At 34.9% G+C, this 18,435-nt stretch carries 15 protein-coding genes; 2 read left to right on the top strand and 13 right to left on the bottom strand.

The features are described from left to right. Positions 1-77: 77 nt before the first annotated feature. From JC605_RS09295 to kaiC, 6 genes are all read right to left on the bottom strand, one after another. Positions 78-413 carry a helix-turn-helix domain-containing protein gene (locus tag JC605_RS09295; protein WP_177209806.1) on the bottom strand — a complete coding sequence of 112 codons (336 nt, stop codon included), beginning with the start codon at positions 411-413 and terminating at the stop codon, positions 78-80. A 94-nt stretch (positions 414-507) separates the two neighbouring features. Continuing rightward, the gene (locus tag JC605_RS09290; RefSeq protein WP_198855904.1) at positions 508-912 is read right to left on the bottom strand and encodes a response regulator; all 405 of its coding nucleotides are present in this window, start codon (positions 910-912) and stop codon (positions 508-510) included. 1 nt (position 913) lies between these two features. Further along, entirely contained in the window at positions 914-2,167 is a 1,254-nt protein-coding gene (locus JC605_RS09285) for an ATP-binding protein (RefSeq protein ID WP_198855903.1), read from the bottom strand. 1 nt (position 2,168) lies between these two features. Continuing rightward, the gene (locus tag JC605_RS09280; RefSeq protein ID WP_198855902.1) at positions 2,169-2,468 is read right to left on the bottom strand and encodes a circadian clock KaiB family protein; all 300 of its coding nucleotides are present in this window, start codon (positions 2,466-2,468) and stop codon (positions 2,169-2,171) included. A 2-nt stretch (positions 2,469-2,470) separates the two neighbouring features. Beyond that, entirely contained in the window at positions 2,471-2,764 is a 294-nt protein-coding gene (locus JC605_RS09275; RefSeq protein WP_095927489.1) for a circadian clock KaiB family protein, read from the bottom strand. A 5-nt stretch (positions 2,765-2,769) separates the two neighbouring features. Then, on the bottom strand, positions 2,770-4,443 hold the full coding sequence (kaiC, locus tag JC605_RS09270; protein WP_198855901.1) for a circadian clock protein KaiC: 1,674 nt from the start codon (positions 4,441-4,443) through the stop codon (positions 2,770-2,772). A 326-nt stretch (positions 4,444-4,769) separates the two neighbouring features. On the opposite strand from kaiC, the gene JC605_RS09265 reads away from it, so the two are divergent. Next, entirely contained in the window at positions 4,770-5,513 is a 744-nt protein-coding gene (locus JC605_RS09265; RefSeq protein ID WP_198855900.1) for an SDR family oxidoreductase, read from the top strand. 70 nt (positions 5,514-5,583) lie between these two features. On the opposite strand, the gene JC605_RS09260 is transcribed toward JC605_RS09265, so the two are convergent. The 7 genes from JC605_RS09260 to JC605_RS09230 all read right to left on the bottom strand — a co-directional run bounded on the left by JC605_RS09260 (position 5,584) and on the right by JC605_RS09230 (position 15,327). Then, positions 5,584-6,513 carry a restriction endonuclease gene (locus tag JC605_RS09260; RefSeq protein WP_198855899.1) on the bottom strand — a complete coding sequence of 310 codons (930 nt, stop codon included), beginning with the start codon at positions 6,511-6,513 and terminating at the stop codon, positions 5,584-5,586. Positions 6,514-6,559: 46 nt separating this feature from the next. Continuing rightward, positions 6,560-9,700, bottom strand: a complete 3,141-nt coding sequence (locus tag JC605_RS09255; RefSeq protein WP_198855898.1) for a type I restriction endonuclease subunit R — start codon at positions 9,698-9,700, stop codon at positions 6,560-6,562. Between the two features lie 6 nt (positions 9,701-9,706). Next, positions 9,707-11,494, bottom strand: a complete 1,788-nt coding sequence (locus JC605_RS09250; protein WP_198855897.1) for a DUF262 domain-containing protein — start codon at positions 11,492-11,494, stop codon at positions 9,707-9,709. 17 nt (positions 11,495-11,511) lie between these two features. Beyond that, positions 11,512-12,129, bottom strand: a complete 618-nt coding sequence (locus tag JC605_RS09245; protein ID WP_198855896.1) for a hypothetical protein — start codon at positions 12,127-12,129, stop codon at positions 11,512-11,514. A 3-nt stretch (positions 12,130-12,132) separates the two neighbouring features. After that, complete coding sequence (locus JC605_RS09240; RefSeq protein ID WP_198855895.1) at positions 12,133-13,299, bottom strand: restriction endonuclease subunit S; 1,167 nt, start codon at positions 13,297-13,299, stop codon at positions 12,133-12,135. Then, a complete protein-coding gene (locus JC605_RS09235; RefSeq protein ID WP_198855894.1) occupies positions 13,296-14,804 on the bottom strand; it encodes a class I SAM-dependent DNA methyltransferase in 1,509 nt (502 codons plus the stop codon). The genes JC605_RS09240 and JC605_RS09235 overlap by 4 nt, the downstream gene beginning before the upstream one ends. Before the next feature lie 289 nt (positions 14,805-15,093). Beyond that, positions 15,094-15,327, bottom strand: a complete 234-nt coding sequence (locus JC605_RS09230; protein WP_095931884.1) for a hypothetical protein — start codon at positions 15,325-15,327, stop codon at positions 15,094-15,096. A gap of 548 nt (positions 15,328-15,875) precedes the next feature. Here JC605_RS09230 and JC605_RS09225 point away from each other — a divergent pair. After that, positions 15,876-18,410 carry a hypothetical protein gene (locus JC605_RS09225; protein ID WP_233074075.1) on the top strand — a complete coding sequence of 845 codons (2,535 nt, stop codon included), beginning with the start codon at positions 15,876-15,878 and terminating at the stop codon, positions 18,408-18,410. Positions 18,411-18,435 lie beyond the last annotated feature (25 nt).

The raw sequence follows: 18,435 nt of genomic DNA, 5'->3' as shown, positions 1-18,435 counted from the left end.
TCGCAGATTCAACTGATAAAGCAGTTTTTTTTAATTTGTATAATCTGCGAAATCTGCAAAATCTGCGGGAGAATATTTTAAGAATTTCGAATAATCTCCTTTCGATGCGATTTTCCCCATTTGATCATTTCTTCGATCACAGGGCCAAAAGATTTGCAATAAGGCGTCGATTCGTATTTAACCTGAATTTCGGCATCGCGGTCTTCAGTTCTTTTGATCAGCATATTCAATTCCATTTCTTTGAGTTCTCGCGAAAGCATGCGTGTCGTAATTCCCGGAATACTGCGTTCGATTTCCCTGAAACGATGATTTCCGTTGCAGATTGAATTGATGATCGGCAAACGCCATTTTCCGCCCAAAACATGCAGTGTGTCCTGAAGCGCTTGTACTTCTTCTTTCTGATTTCTTTCCATAACAAAACAGCATTAGTTTAGAAAATTTACTGGTTACAAAGTTATACCATAAATCTAAAATAATGAAGAAAAAGTTTAAGATTAAACGAGAAATTTAAGCTTCAATAATACTTAAAATAGTTTTCGGAATTTCAGCGAAAGCTTCAAAAGAATAGGGTTTAATTAAGTAGGCTTTTACACCCATATCGTCGCATTTTTCTTTGTAAGAAGGATTAATGCTTGTGGAATAAACAAAACACGGAATATTTTTTAATTCATCGTTGCTAAGAATTTCTTGCAAAGCTTCAATACCGTCAATAATAGGCATATTGATATCGGTAAGAATAACGTCGGGATTTTCGTTCTGATCGTTTTTTAGGTAATTAAGTAGTTCCTCGCCATTGGCAACCAGACTGACTTTGCTAAAATTTGGATTATTGGTAAAAGTTTCTGTAATAACATCTGCATCATCCATGTCATCTTCAGCAATTACGATATGTAAATTATATTTTTCTGACATTTTATAAGATTGGGAAGTAAAGGTTAAATATGGTTCCTTTGTTCAATGTACTTTCAACGGTAATATTTCCAGAATGGTTTTCCATAATCTTTTTACAGATCGCGAGGCCAATACCGTTTCCTGAGTATTCGTTTCTGGCATGCAGGCGCTGAAAAATGACAAATATTTTAAGCAAATGGCTTTCTTCCATTCCAATACCGTTGTCTTTTATCTGAACCTTTACAAATTTAGCATTTTGATTTGGTATTTCAGTATCTAAATTTTCTTCCTGCGAAATTTCTATTACAGGAGTGATATCTGTTTTGCTATATTTAATGGCGTTTGAAATAAGGTTAGAAAAAAGCTGTCTCATCTGCACTCGAGAAGCCTTAATAATGGGAACTTTCCCTATTTTGATAACGGCTTTTTTATCAGAAATTATAATTTCAAAATCCTCGATAACTTCCGTAATTATGGTTCTTAAATCTATTTCTGTTCGTTCTTCCTGTGCGGTATGCGAAGAATACTGCACTAAATCATCTACAAGCGAATTTAATCTTAAAGCCGACAATTTCATGACATTTACAGCTTTTGTATCGGCTTCTTTAAAATAGCTTCCGTCAATTCTGCTAGTATTCATGACAATTTTCCGCAGCGGTTCTTTTAAATCGTGCGAGATTACATGAATAAATTCCTCTAAATTACGATTGATTTTATTTAGTTCGTTTATTTTTTCTTCTAATTCTTTCTGATGGCGAATTAAAGCTTCTTCATGCTTTTTCTTTTCAGTCAAATCGGTAATCACAACTCCAATAGCTTCTACAGCGGGTTCCAGATCAGTTAAAGCGATATAAGCTGGAAAAGTCTTTTCATTTTCTGATTTTAAAAGTATTTCGTGTTTAGTAATTCCATATCTCAGTGCTTCTATAAGAGAAACAAACTGCGTCTGGTTTGTAAAATACTCATAAATGTACGTTCCTGTTATTTTTTCTGATGGAAGACCGACTAATTTTGAAAATTGCTCATTGCAGTAGAGTATCAATCCATTTCTTGAAATACTCAGCGCACCCTGACCAAATTTCTCTATAAGAAGACGATACGTGTAATCGGCAGTTTCTAGAGAATATAGTTCGGGAACTCCATTACTGCTTACCACAAGCGCATCTACATCTCCTTGTTTTATAGCATTAACAATACTGTTTGATTCATAAAGTTCTTCCTTCAATGATTCAATTTCTGCTAATAAATCGGTTATATTTCTTTTACCTTCCTTCAAACTATTCGCTTATATTAAGTATGTATAATACTTTTTCTTTATCTGATAAATCTCCTAAAATGATTCTTTTAGGTTTTGGCTGTGTTTTGATCAAGGTAGGAATGGCTACAATTTGATGAATCACAGCCTGTTCTTTATCACGGCTGATATCAACAATTTCTAATTCATAATTGTTGGTGAGATGTGTGTCGCAGATTTTGCGTATATTTTCGATTGCATGTCCTGATTTAACAGACATACCTGAAACAAAAAGCGTAAACTTATGTTTGGTTGTACTAGTGCCATCAGATGAATCTTCCATGATTAAGAGTTTATAGGTTTGATGTTAAGTCCTACAAGCACTCTTTCTTCATTAGAAAGGTCACCTATAATTTTACGAATAGGTTCGGGAAATTTACGCACCAAAGTAGGTACGGCCAAAATCTGGTCGCCTTCTGCCAATTGCGGATTCTTCAGCAAATCGATAATCTCGATGCTGTATTTTCCTTTTAAATGTTCCTCGGCATACTTCTTTATGTTTTCGAGCGCCTTGATCGATTTTGGCGTTTGTCCCGCTATATAAAGCAATAATTGCCATTCGGCTACTTCTTTTTTCATTTGATTTATTTTTTCTTAGAAGACAGTTTTTCCTGCAATTCTTCTGTTGCTTTAAGGATGCTTAGTTCTTCTTCAGCCGATTCAAATTCTGTTCTCAACGCTTCAATATTCGCCTCAAGGACTTTGCGTTTACGCTCAATTTCCCTGTCTTTTCGGCTAATTTCGTTTTGAAGCTTAATATCCGACATGGTTTTTTTGAATTGATAAGATTGTCTTGCCGCTCCCGTCAAAATTCCCTGCGGACCTAATTCAACATCTAATAATTCGATTCCGTTACTCGTTATCACAAATTCTCTTACTTGGTTAGAATGTCCCATTCCGCGGGCTTTAATGATAAAAATACCGCGGTTTCTTTCGCCAATTCCTTCCATATCACGAACCGTAATCCAGGTATCCACCAATGAAGAAACCGATTCTTCTGCCAGATCTGGTCTGAAATTATCGGTCTGTTTGTTTAATGACGTAAACATGGCCGTAATATTATTGGCTTTCAGCATATCAATCAATCGAACGAGCATGGAGCGCACTTCGTGTTCGCTTCCTACCGAAATAAGATTACTGATTGGGTCAATAATAATGGTAGTAGGCTGAAACTCTTTGATTAATTTTCTAAGCGTAAGCAAATGCAGCTCTAAACCATTTAATGACGGACGAGAAGAATGTATTTGCAAAATGCCTTTTTTGATGTGTTTTTCCAGATCAATTCCGATTGATTTCATGTTGCGCACCAATTGATGCGGTGATTCCTCAAAAGCGAAATAAATCGTTCTTTCGTTCTTTTCGCATTGTTCATTGGCAAAATAACAGGCAACTGTCGTTTTAGCCGTTCCCGCCGTTCCCGAAACCAAAATATTGCTTCCTCTATAGAAACCGCCGCCATGAAACATTTCATTTAGTCCAGGAACACCTGTAGAAATAATGTCTGAAGAAACTTCGTTATCCAATTTTAGAGAAGTAATGGGAAGAACTGAAATTCCGTCTTCGTCAATTAAAAACGGATATTCATTGGTTCCATGTGTTGAACCTCTGTATTTTACAATTCGAAGTCTTCTAGTCGAAACCTGTTCAATTACACGGTGATCGAGAACAATTACGCAGTCTGAAACGTATTCTTCCAGACCTTGACGGGTTAGCGTAGCCTCGCCACGTTCTCCCGTAATAACGGCAGTTACGCCTTTGGTTTTAAGCCAATGGAATAATCTTCGTAATTCTGCCCGTAAAATGGCCTGATTGTCCAGACCAGAAAACAGCGATTCGATGGTGTCCAATACAACACGAGTGGCTTTTATAGAATCGATAGCGTGTCCTAAACGAATAAATAAGCCGTCAAGATCGTATTCGCCCGCTTCCTCAATTTCTGATCTTTCAACGCGCACATGATCTACAACAAGCTTTTTATCTTTTTTAAGCTGTTCAAGGTCAAAGCCTAATGATTTAACATTTAGAGTCAAGTCGTCTGAAGGTTCTTCAAAAGACATGAAAACTCCTGGTTCGTTATGCTCTGTAATTCCTTTTATTAGGAACTGCATAGACAATAAAGTCTTACCGCATCCCGCACCACCGCAGATTAAAGTTGGTCGTCCTTGCGGAAATCCTCCTTCTGTAATCTCGTCTAATCCGTCAACTCCAGTAGGAGTTTTTGGAAATATAAAACTATGTGATTTTGTTTTTTCTTGCACGATAATAAATTTCTGTATTACTCAAATATACCTTTTTCTGCAGAATTTTCAATGAATTCTGATTAAGATTTAACAGCCGTTTAATGAAGTTTTAAAAATAAATTAAGAAAATTGATTGAAAAAACTAAAGAAATCGAAGAATTTTAACCAAAAAAGTAAAGAATACGAATTCAATATTTAACATAAAAATGAGACTTTTTGCTAAAACTTATTTTTCAATACTATTTTAATGTTAAAATGTACTTCTGGTATACTCTGTGATACTGGTTACAAAGTTATACCATTTTGAATTTACCTTTGTCTCATTAATTTAAAACACATATAAAATGGACGATTTAAAAAATAAAGTGGCAGTCATAACAGGCGGAAATAGTGGGATAGGATATGCTACAGCGCAATTATTAAGAGATCAGGGGGCAGAAGTAATTATTACAGGAAGAAGAAAAGAGGCGATAGAAACGGCAGCTTTAGAACTAGGCGTTACAGCCATTACAGCAGACCAATCGAATATTTCGGATATCGAAAAACTGGCTGAAAAGGTAAAAGCCGATTTCGGTTCGGTTGATATTTTGTTTATTAATGCGGGAATTGCGGGTTTAGGAACAATTGAACAAACTACAGAAGAGTTGTACGACAGCATTATGAATGTGAATCTAAAAGGCGCTTTTTTCACTTTAAGCAAATTTATTCCGATTTTGAAAGACGGCGCTTCGGTGGTATTTCTTTCTTCGAATACTGCGAGTATGCCAGGTCCGGGATCTTCGGTTTATTCGGCGAGTAAAACGGCTTTGAATTCGTTTATGAGATCGGCGGCTTTAGAATTAGCGCCAAGAAAGATTCGTGTCAATTCGGTTAGCCCAGGACCAACTCAAACCGAAGTCATGAACAAAGTAGGTCTAGACGAAGCCACCGTAAAAGGCATTATGGATGTCGTAATAGAAAAAGTCCCGCTAAAACAAATGGGAAGGGCAGAAGATGTGGCTAAAATGGTTTCGCATTTAAGTAGTGATGCTGCAGTTTTTATGACTGGAGCAGATATTATTATGGATGGCGGGATGAGTTTGGGGTGAAATATTTTTTAAATGAAAAAGAGTCTGTTTACGCAGACTCTTTTTTTTAATATTGAAATTAAAGGATGATTTATATTTCTTCGAAGAAATCCATATCAATTCTTTTTAACAAAATAGTTTCTTCAATCTGAACACCTACATTAAATTCAATTGCTAAATTGGCTAATTTTTTGCCGTCGATAAGTATTATTTTATGTTGTTTGCTTTCTGACGCAGTTTTTATTGCTTCTTGAGAAAATGAAGAAGTTGTCAGAAACACACCTTTGTTAAATCCTTTAACAGCTAGAGAACCTATAAAGTCTCGGATATCTCTTGATCCTGTGCTGTTGTCCGTATATCTTTTGGCTTGTATTCCTACTGATTCTAAACCTAATACATCTTGCAGGATTACGCCATCGATACCATTATCACCACTGGCACCAGTAACCACACCAGAATCTTTACTAAAGCCGCCATATCCCATTGATTGAAGTAGTTGAACAACAAACTTTTCAAAATATTGAAAAGTATTTCTTTTTAGAGTATCTAATATGTCTGATGCTAATTGCTGGTTAATTGTATCAATAGTTGTACTTAATCTTTCTTGTGGAGTTAAGACTTCTTCTTCTTTATTAGTGTTAGATTCAACTATTGAGCCTGATTCTGTGTTTGAGTTAAAAGTAGATCTCCATTCATTATACAAGGGAAATTGAAGAAGTTCCTGCATTCTTAATTTCTTAGGATTTGTTTTTAGAAAATTTAAACCAATTTGCGTAATTTGATATACGCCACGTTCGGGATAATGAATTAATCCTGCATTTTTTAAATAACTTCGTGACCATCCAACGCGATTTCTAAACAATCCCATTTGTCCACTTGGAACTAATATTGCTAAATCTTCTTGTGTTAAATTAAAATGACTTGCTAAATTCTCCATGACTTGATTTAGCGATTGTTTATTGCCATCTTTTAAGTTTTGTAAAAAAGGTAGCATAATGGTTTGAAAATCTGGTACAGGCATTGGGTTATATGATTTAAATTGATTCTTAAAGCGAATCTAAAATTATTTATTCTTCTTTTGAAAATATACTTGCTAATGATTCGCTTTGTGCAATGACTCTATCTGCTTCCATTTTAGCGACATCTGGAGGATAACCATAACGCATTAATATTTTTTTTACAGTTAGACGAAGTTGTGCTCTAACATCATCTCGTTTACTCCAATCTACAGTTGCATTTTTTCTGATTACATCGACAATAGTATGTATTAATTCTTTCATCTTATCATCATCTAAAAATGAAGTAGAGTCATTATTTTTTAAAACACTGTAAAAAGCATACTCTTCAGGTGTTAGCCCTAAATCTTTTGATTTTTTATCTTCTAATTGCATTTCTTTTGCAATTTCTGAAAGCTCTTGAAGTACTTGTGCAGAATCTATTTGATTGTTATGATAACGCTTCACAACTGATTCTAACATTTCAGAGAACTTTTTACCTTGAACTAGATTTTTTGTTTTACGAATTTTTACTTCATCGCTCAATAATTTTTTAAGTAATTCAAATGCAAGGTTTTTTTGTTGCATATTTTTTACTTCCAACAAAAACTCATCTGATAAAATACTTATTGATGGTGCTTTTATTCCTGCTGCTTCAAATATGTCAATTACACCATCACTTGATAATGCTTCATCTACAATCTGTTTAATTGCAGTTTCAACTTCGTAATCAGATTTAATGCTATTGCTATTGAATTTGTTTATTCTTGATTTTACAGCTTGAAAAAATGCCACTCCATCTTTTATTCTGTCAGCATCTGCGCTAGGGACAGACATTGCAAATAATTTTGATAATAAAGTCACTTCTTTTAAAAAGCGATCTTTTAATGTTTCGCTAGATAATATAAAGTTTTGAGCTCCTAATAAAATTTGTAATTTCTGAGCTGTTTCTGAACTAAAATATGCATTGTAATTATAGCCATTAAACATTTGCGCTATTATTTCAAACTTCTCCTTCATGCCGGCAATAGCTTCCTTTATATCAAATGTAGGTGTTCCTTCACCGCCACTTTCTAAATAGGTTGTTAAGGCACTACGTAAATCTTGTCCAATACCAATGTAATCTACAATTAATCCGCCTGGTTTGTCTTTATACACTCGGTTTACTCTCGCAATTGCTTGCATCAAGTTAGCTCCTTGCATTTTTTTATCCACATACATTGTATTCAAACTTGGAGCATCAAATCCAGTTAGCCACATATCTCTAACGATGACTATTTTTAATTCATCATTCGCATCTTTCATGCGGACTGCTAATTTTTTTCGTTGGTTTTTGGTGGTGTGGTGTGGTTGTAATAAAGCATCATCATCAGACGAACTGGTCATAATGACTTTTAGTTTTCCTTTGTCTAAATCGTTGTCATGCCAATCTGGTTTTAATGCAATAATTTCATCGTATAATTTAGCGCAAATGGTTCTCGTCATACAAACTATCATTGCTTTGCCTTCAAAGACTTCTTGCCTTTTTTCGAAGTGTTCTACGATGTCTTGAGCAATATCTTGCAAACGTTCTTTATGTCCTACAATAGCATCAATAGTTGTTGTTTTCTTTTTAGCTTTTTCTAGTTGTTCTTCGGTAACATCAGTTATTGCGTTTATTTCTTCATCAATTGCAGATGCTGTTTTTTCATCTAAATTTATTTTTACCAAACGTGATTCATAACTAATAGGCACGGTTGCACCATCGTCAACAGCACTTTTGATATCATAAACATCAATGTAATTTCCAAAAACGGCAGGCGTTGATCTATCTTCTTTTTCAATTGGTGTGCCTGTAAAACCGATATAAGAAGCATTAGGTAAAGCATCGCGCAGGTACTTTGCATTTCCATAACGTATTTCTGAACCTTCTTCAGTTTCTACTTCACGACCAGAAAAACCGTACTGACTTCTGTGGGCTTCGTCAGCAATAACTACAATATTGGTTCGTTCTGAAAGCGTATCGTAAACATTACCACTTTCAGGTGAAAACTTCTGAATAGTGGTAAAAATAACACCCCCTCCCGAAACTTTCAATAATTCTTTTATATGCTCTCTGCTCTCTGCTTGTACTGGTTTTTGTCTTAATAAACTAATACAATTTCCAAAAGTCCCAAACAATTGATCATCTAAATCATTTCTATCAGTCAAAACTACAATTGTTGGATTTTCCATTTGTGGATGTGTAATTATTTGTCCACTGTAGAAAACCATAGATAATGATTTTCCGGAACCTTGTGTATGCCAAACAACACCTACTTTTCTATCACCATCAGTAGCATGAGTAGCTCGAATAGTTTGCGCAACTGCTTTTTGAACAGCATAATACTGATGATAAGCACCTACTTTTTTAACTTTCACCTGAGAAATTAATCCTGTGTTAGGATCTTTCTTTTCTTCTGTTTCAAAAACAGTACAATAACGGATTAATTCTACCAAGGTTTTTTTATCTAACATGTATTCTGTCAGAATCTGTAACTCAGTTTTATTGTCGGTTTTTATTTTGACTTTTGTTTCTATTTCTTTAGGCTCTTTCCATGATAAATATCTAGAAAAAGGAGCTGAAACACTTGAGGTTTTTGCATCAATACCATCTGAAATTACACAGACTGAGTTATAATAAAAAATACTAGGAACTGCTTTCTTGTAATTTTGTATTTGCTGATGTGCTTTTTGGAGTGTAGCGTTTTCATCAACAGCATTTTTAAGCTCAATAAACACTAATGGTAAACCATTAACATATATTACAACATCAAAGCGTTTTTCGTTGTTATTTTCCTTTACTACTAACTGATTAACTACCCAAAAACTATTGTTTTCAATTTTTTCTATATCGAATAAAGTAACAGGAATACCAATAGTATTTTCATCTTTGGTATATTCTACCGTAACACCCTGGGTAAGATGTGTATGGAAACGTTCGTTATTTTCCAGAATATCTTCGGTGCCTAAATTGATTATTTTTTGAAAAGCTTCTACACGAGCTGATTCAGGAAGGGTAGGGTTGAGTTTTTTTAAACATTCCTTGAAATGATTTTCTAAAATAACCGACGTAAAGTTTTCTCTTTGTGAGTTTTCACTATAGGGCGCAATATCGGGACCATAAAAATAATTATAGCCTTGATTTATTAATTGTGATATTAGTGACTGTTCTATAGTGTTTTCGGTTATCATAATAATTTAAATATTGTAATGCAACTTGATTTTATTTATTAATTGAGAGTGATTTTCCTTTAACTCTTTAATAGTCCATTGTGGCTTTTGCATAACTCTTATAGAATTTGGGAAAGTTTCAATGCTTGATGTAAAATATTTTGCTTTTTTATCTGTAAAATCTAATCTTCCTTGTCCTGAATTTTTTCTTCTACTGATTAATACTAAATTCCCCAATTTATGCGTCCATTCCTCTCTTTCATCTAGGTTGAAATCTTTTGTCCATTGACTACCATCTTCTGGATTTTGTGGTAAAATATGTTCAACAGTCATCTCATTATAAGAGCTTCGTTTTTCAGAATATAAAGGTGCATCGAGTAAAAAATCTACTTTTCTTAATTTGTATCTTGCAAACCTTCTACCGTAAATTGAATTTTCGTCTAAATCTGACAAGAAAAATGAGGTGTTAAACTTGAAGACATTATCATTAAATAATTCGTTCAATTTTTCATCTTTAGATTTTTCTTTTTCATTAGCCAATTCTTCCACCTTCTTGATAATATTATTCATGGCTTCTATTCTTGTAGTAGGTGTCTCCCTACCAATCCAATCACCTGAAAACTTATTATCTAATAATTTTAAGAAATCTAATATTTTATAATCTCCAAAATTATGACGGTAAACTAATAAAGGAGGTATCCAAATATCAGACAGTGCTGTATCATTTAAAACACTAATCAAATTATCAAAAGCCCAATTATTACTAATGTGATGATTATTACCACTAAAAATGACGTCGTAATGTACTTTATAGGCTTTTATTAATTCGAATGTATCATCTCCTTTTTTCAGAAGAGCTGGAGCTTTTTCATATTTCTTTGTACTATGATTGAATTTTTTAGGATGATAGATATTATCTTCAAATTCTTTAAGTAAATTATTGCGCGCTTTTTCTTTTACTAAAATGGTTCTGATGTAAGACAAAAATAAATCGAAATCTTCTCCTAATTCTCCTTCTAATTCTTCCCAGAACTTAGCATATTTGGTTTGTTTTTGTTCTGTACTTACTTCTTTAAGATTTTGCGCTTTCAGAATATCACTATTGCGTAATTTTATTCCTCTGTCATTTAAAACCGTAAATAATCTGAAAGCATCCTCCAATTCGCTACTTGCGACATAAACTAAAATTACATATTGTCTCAAATAAGGAAAAAAAGTATCGATATCAAGATTGTCCTCATCAGCAAACCATTTATTTATGATTAAAATAGCGTTTGCCATATTTCTAATTGAAACATCTTTAGAAGTCTTAACTACATCCTCTAATTCATCTTTTTTTAATGTTCCTCCATTTTCTTTGATAAATTTATTGATAAAATTTTCAACCTCTTTGCGAATAGCGAATTCAATTCGTAATCTTTCAGGAATACCATCATCAGGATTGCCTTGTTGAAATATAGCTTTTGCACATGTAGATTTTCGAGTTTCAGATGTTGTAATATCTCTAATTACGGCTTGTAGGATATATAAAGTTGTTAAACGTTGCTGTCCATCTAAAACTGAGTTTTCCTGATAGGCTGTGCCTCTCAAATTTTTTGGTTCACAATGCAAAACTAATGACCCTAAAAAATATTGGCTATCGGGTGTATTAACTGCCGAATGCGATACATCATCTAATAAGTTACTAATTTGGTCTTCACCCCAAACATAAGGTCTTTGATAATCGGGGATAGTAAACCACATATCTTCTCCAAAAACATCTTTGATAGTTATTTTATCACTGGCAATTTGCTTGCCTGTTACTTCTATTGCCATTTATATTTATTTAGTTATTATGAAATTTCTTCTTCTTGAGTATCACTATTATTATATTCTTCTAGTGCTTCTTTGTAACTTTCAAAATCGGTATTATACAAAGCTTCACTAGGTTTATAAGAAAGACCAGCTATCATTACGGTTTCATTACTATCATCAAACCAGTCATTAAAATCTTCATTATCAATATATTTTATGCTGTTTTTATCAGATTCTTCGTTCCTGATTTTCCTTTCCTCTTTTGCAACAGTTACTTTTTCTTCGTATTCTAATTTTCTTTTAATTGTTCTCTTATTGGATTTATATTGCTCAAACCTTTCAAAAGACTTTTCAGACCAAATTGAAACCCACCAGATTAGAATATAAGTTGAAACTGATGGGCCTAAAATGACATGCCAAAAATTACATACATAATCCCAAAAAGAATTTGTTGGATAAAAACTTAGCAGATAATCTATTTTGAACTTTTTAAATTTATCACTATCAACAAAGAGTAAACTATAAATAAATGTCCAATTATAAATTATCCAAGCCATTATGAAATAGAAATACATAGGACTAAAAAAACGTTCTATTACAACTTCTTTAGTATCTTTTATTATTTCTTTTCCTAAATCTTTCGCTTCTTCCAGCATATATTACATTTTTACTCTTATTTCTCCGCTCATTAATCTTGGTAATAATTCATCGCGGGTTTTGGTGAGGGCTTGGATTTGATAGTTGTTATTGTCAATTTTGTCAAAAACGGAATTTGTTACATATTTGAATTCTTCTTGCAAACTTTCAATTGGAATAATTATTGGATAATTTTTCATATCTGTTTGTGTAATGAGAGGTTGAACAGCACCTCTATTTATCTTTTCAAAATCAATAATTTTTAATATTTGATAAACAAAAATTGAATTTTCTGACTTAAAAACAAGAGTATTGTCTGATGGAAATATTTTTTCATTAAATCTTTGGATTTCTCCATGAGTTCCAACTCTTCCAATCACTAATGTGTTGTCTTTATATAAATAATTCTCAACGTATCCCATAATTTTACTTGCTCCAATAAGTGGAATTTTATGACTTTCAGTTTTGTTATTTCTTAAATCTTTTGGTCTTTTACCTGATGATATTTCTGCAATTTCGCCTAAATTTCCAACTCTCCAACCCGCAGGCAATTCATCATCAATTTTATATTTTCCAAACCATTCCTTAAAAATAGTTTGAACTGTTTCTTCAAGGGATTTGTTCTGGGCTTGTAGTAATTCTATTTTATTGTCAAAAGCCGTTAGGACAGAGACTATTGCTTCTTGTTCTTTAATGCTTGAGGGAATAGTTATATCAATTTCTTTTACTGATTTTGTTGGTGATGAGATGGCAGGAACACCAACTTGAGAGGCATTTTTTAAAAGTTCGTATTGGCCTAATCTACTTTTAAAAAAATATAAAAGATAACTGTGGTTTAATTTTTTTGGGTTGACAGAAAGTCTTAGTTGTGACTGTGAGGTAACATATCTTTCAAATTTGTTTTTAGGAACTAAGCTAACCTGTCCTAATGTTCCTCGATGTGTAATTATCAAATCATCGGGATAGGCAATAGCTTTTCCTAAACTTGTTGCTTTTTCTTCCGAAACAAATGAAAAATCACCACCAACAAAAGACTCTAATAAATTACCTCCTTTTATTACAGGCACTCCATTTTTCGTAAACATGTCAACCTTTAAATTAGAGCCAAAAGGGCCCATCGCAATCTCCTTTAAGTTTTTTCCCAAAGTAGTTTCTACCCAACCTTCAGGTATATTTTTTACATCACTCATAGCGTAAACCCAATTTTAGAAAGTTGTTTGGCAATTTCATCATTTAGTTCTGATTCTTTGTCCATTTGTGCTTTTAAGGTTTGGGTCAACTCTGCCATTTTGGTTTCAAACGAGATTCCATCATCTTCGGCATCTTCTATACCTACATAACGTCCGGGAGTAAGTACGAAATTGTGTTTCTCTATTTCTTCCAGAGTAGCACTATTGCAATATCCTTTTACGTTGTGGTATTCATTGCCTTTTTTCCAATTATGGTAAGTTTCAGCAATTTTATCAACGTCTTCATTAGATAAGTCGCGATGTACACGGTCTTTCATATAACCCATTTCGGAGGCATCTATAAACAAAACCTCTTTATGATGTTGGCTTTTTTCTCGGCGCATAATCCAAATACAAGCGGGAATACCAGTGTTGTAAAATAGTTGTTTGGGTAAGGCCACTATGCAATCTACCAAATCATTTTCTATAAAATTACGTCGTATGTCACCTTCTCCAGAAGTATTAGAACTCAAAGAGCCATTTGACAAAACAGTTGCCATAACGCCTCGAGGTGACAAGTGGTACAACATGTGTTGTAACCAACCATAATTTGCATTTCCGCTAGGTGGTACACCATATCTCCAGCGGGCATCGTCTTGTAAAATATCGACTCCCCATTCGCTTTGGTTAAACGGTGGGTTTGCTAATATATAGTCTGCTTTTAAGTCTGGATGTGCATCTTTCAAAAAAGAACCTTCTGTATTCCAAGCTACAAACTTTGAATTGATATTTCTAATAGCGAGGTTCATTTTAGAAAGCTTCCAAGTAGTTTGGTTGCTTTCCTGTCCATAAACGGTAATATCTCTAATATTTCCTTGGTGTTCGGTTACGAACTTTTCACTCATTACAAACATACCGCCACTACCACTGGCCGGGTCATAAACTCTCCCTTTATATGGTTCGATCATCTCGACCATTAGTTTTACAATGGCTTTTGGCGTGTAAAATTGTCCTCCTTTTTTACCTTCTGCATTGGCAAATTCACCCAAAAAGTATTCATAAACTCGCCCAAAAAGATCTTTAGAATTATGGTGTTCCGCTAGTAATTGTGTATTAGAAATTAAATCTATTAATTCGCCTAGAGAGGTTTTGTCTAAGTTTGCTTTACCGTATACCTGTGGTAAAACGTTTTTCAATTCTTTATTTTCACGTTCAATAGAAACCATGGCTTCATCAATCGTCTGCCCTATAGTTGGTAATTTTGCATTAGCATGTATATGACTCCAGCGGGCTTCTTTGGGTACAAAGAATGTATTAGCAGCAAGATATTCATCTCTGTCTTCTGGATCAGAGTATTCATCTTTTTTTAACTGATCGTATAATTCACTAAACGATTCAGAAATATATTTTAAGAATATTAAGCCTAATACAACATGTTTGTATTCTGCTGCATCAATATTTTTTCGTAATTTATCAGCTGCTTTAAAAAGTTTCTGTTCAAAACTACTGTTGTCTGTTTTTGCCATTAAAAGTTATAATTTGTGATTGCCAAACTTACCAATAAATTAGCAGTTTATCAATTATAATAGGCTTCTAAATGTAATTTTACCAAAAGTCTTTAATTTAAAAGTTATTATAATTGTTGTCAATTTTTTACAATAGATATAGTTTGTAATTCTACAGCAAGAGTAATCATAATTAGACATAACAGAATAAGTATTTCTACGGTATTTTCTCCGAATCAAAAAAAACAAACCCCTCAATCTTTCTAAAAGACCAAGGGTTTTAATTTTCTCAAAAAAGCACAAACCTTAATTACTCCAAATCCAGATAAGGATCTAAAATTTCGGCTAGTTCATTGAGCCAATAGAAGCTGTCTCCAAGTTTGGCAGCGTTTAACTGAATGTTTTCTTGATCGTTTAGAACGCCCAATGCGAGGGTTAGATTTACCTGTCTTATGGCTCTCGCCATATCGAGTGGGTCAATTCTGTCGTTGAAGAAATTCATTAAACCGATTTCGGCTTCTTTTGAAAGGGTTTTGGTACTCATAACTCTGTAATTTAGGAAATATAAAACCCATGTAGCTTAGGTGTCCTACGCTTACAGAAGCGTTACGGTTGTTTCCAATGCCGCCACCATACCACATGGGCAAGAAGTTTTTTAAGTATCATAATTCTGTAATTTAGGAAGCGCAAATATATTAAAAAAGAAGTTGGTTTAATACTGTAAAAAGTAATACAATTCTTAAATAATAATTTCCCAAAAACTTCCTTTTGAAAATGAGTGCCCTAGCCCTGATAGGAGCGGCATCCTTTTTCTTGCTTCTTTAGCAAGGAAAAGATATAGCGGATAGCAGGAATTAGCTCCTAATTAATATCAATGCTTCATTTTAGCTCAATTTATGGGTTCAGATTAACATTTTGGTTCTAGAAAAGAAGGATCATTTAGGTACTTATTTGGTTTCAAATTATAATGTGAAACAAAGTAAGCGGCTGATTTTTAGTTTTATTTATGCGGTGAATTTAATTTTATAGGAAAGAATTTTATACGACGATCGAGAAAATAAATTTTCAATGAATAATCTAACTTTTAAATTTATGAGAAATGCTTTTCTAATAATTGGAGTTTGTTTGAGCGCAATTTTGTTCTCCTGCAAAAAAGATAAAAATACGGAGCAGTCAAGTTCTGAAACTGGAAAGTCTGAAACTGCCGACTCGACATTAATTGCCGATCGTGGCTGGCCTCGCGAAGCCGAAAATAACGGGACAAAATTGGTTTATTATCAGCCTCAGGTAGACGATTGGAAAGATTTTAAAGAGATTACGGCTCGAGTGGCTTTTTCGCTGACTCCAAAAGACGGAAAACAGGTTTTGGGAGTTGCTTCTTTGAAAGCGGAAACTTTGGTGGACAAAGACAACCGAAGCGCTTTTATAAAAAATCTTCAGGTAACCGATATTCGATTTCCGGCTTTGGACGAAAAGAAAGTTCCTGAAATGGAAAAGCTGTTTAAAGAAACGTTGCCTCAGAGCGGAGATCCTATTTCGGTAGATCGTATTTTGGCCGATCTAAGTCATACCAAAAGTCCACCAAAGGGAATTGCGGCTAAAAACGATCCTCCTGCGATTTTTTACAGCACGAATCCGTCGATTTTGCTTATTGTGCAAGGCGAACCGGTTTTGGTGCCTGTAGAAAAAACGGATATTCAATATGTGGTAAATACCAATTGGGATTTGTTTTTTGATAAAACAACAAAGGATTATTATTTATTGGTGGAGAATATCTGGCTGACTTCGAAAAATGTGGCGGGCAAATGGACCAAAACAACCCAATTGCCTTCGGGTTTAAGTAATCTGCCTTCGGGTCAGAATTTTGATGATGTTAAGAAAATGATTCCGCCTCCGTCTTCTGGTGGAGCTCCAGAGGTTTTCTACAGCAATAAACCTGCTGAATTGATTGCCATAAACGGAAGTCCGAAATTCGTTAAAATTCCAGGAACTAAATTGTTATACATTGACAATACCGAGAATGATGTTTTTGCCGATGAAAACAAAGGTCAGTATTATGTATTGTTGTCTGGAAGATGGTTTAAGTCTAAAGAATTAACTGGACCGTGGAGTTATGCGAGTAACAGTCTTCCTGCCGATTTTGCTAAAATTCCGAAAGATTCTCCGCGTGCCAATGTATTGTCATCTGTGCCTGGAACGCAGGAAGCGAATGATGCTGTAATGTTATCGCAAGTTCCGACAACAGCTATTTTAAAGAAATCGGATGCTGAGGCAAAAGTAAAAGTATCGTATGATGGCGGAACGCCTCAGTTTAAACCTATCGATGGAACGAAAATGCAATATGCAAGCAATACGCAGGAGAAGATTATAAAAGTAGGCGATTTGTATTATTTGTGTTTTCAGGCGGTTTGGTTTATGTCGACAAGTCCAAACGGACCTTGGAAAACATGCGATTCTGTTCCGCAAGAAATTTATACGATTCCGCCAAGTTCGCCAGTATATAATGTGACGTATGTAACGCAAACCACAACCGACACAACGGTAGAAAGCAGTGCAACAGCGGGTTATTTGGGTGCTTTTATTATTGGAGCAACATTTGGCGCTATTTTGACTTATGGCACAGGATGGTATTATCCGCCTTATATGTATTACGGCGGACTGTATCCAATTTATCGTCCGTGGCCTTATGCGTACGGAGGTGGAGCGGTTTACAATCCGTGGACGGGAGGTTATGCAGCAGGAAGACGCGTTTACGGACCTTATGGTGCAGCTGGAACTTCGGCTTGGTACAATCCTGCAACGGGAAGATACGGACGTTCTGCAAGCGTGCAAGGCAGGTATGGCGGACGTACGGCTGCTAGTACATACAATCCGTGGACGGGAAATTATGCGAGAACCAATCAAGGACATAATGCATATGCACAATGGGGACATTCGGCTGCGACAAACGGAAATCAGTGGGCGCAGACGGGACATATCACTACACGACGCGGAACAGCGATTGGTTATGAAACTTCAGGAGGAAATAAAGGTGTAATTACACACAGAAGAGGCGGAGGAACTACAATTCATACCAATAATAATTTATATGCTGGTCACGACGGACATGTTTATAAAAGAGATGCCAACGGAAACTGGAGTCATTATAATAACGGAAACGGTGGTTGGACGCAAGCGGGAACTTTAGGTTCATCTAAAAAAGCGGGTGAAGGGATTCAGAACAGAGAGAATAAAGGACTTGGAGCGAATGGAGCGGGTGAACGAATTCAGCGTGATAGACCTAATGAAGGACTTGGCGCAAATGGTGCTGGCGAAAGAATTCAGCGTGATAATTTGCCAAAAGCTGGTCAGAATCTAGGAGGTGAAACCCGAATGGGAGACGGAATTCAGAGAGATAATTTCCCTAAAGCAAATCAAACACTCGGACAGCCAAATAAACCGCTTGGAGAACCTGGACGTCCAGATATTACAAACGATCTTGATCGTTCGGCTATGTCAAGAGATCGCGGTGAAATGCAAACCCGAAATTTCCAAAATATCCAAAGAAGCGGAGGCGGATTTAATGGCGGCGGCTTCGGCGGCGGAGGTTTTAGAGGTGGCGGAGGCGGCTTTAGAGGAAGAAGATAAAAGTGAAGGTTAATTTTAATTCAGA

Source organism: Flavobacterium sp. IB48, assembly GCF_016405855.1.
In the GTDB taxonomy this organism is placed as follows: domain Bacteria; phylum Bacteroidota; class Bacteroidia; order Flavobacteriales; family Flavobacteriaceae; genus Flavobacterium; species Flavobacterium ginsengisoli.
Note: the sequence above shows the minus strand (reverse complement) of the source record. Positions and strands in the feature narration are given on the sequence as shown.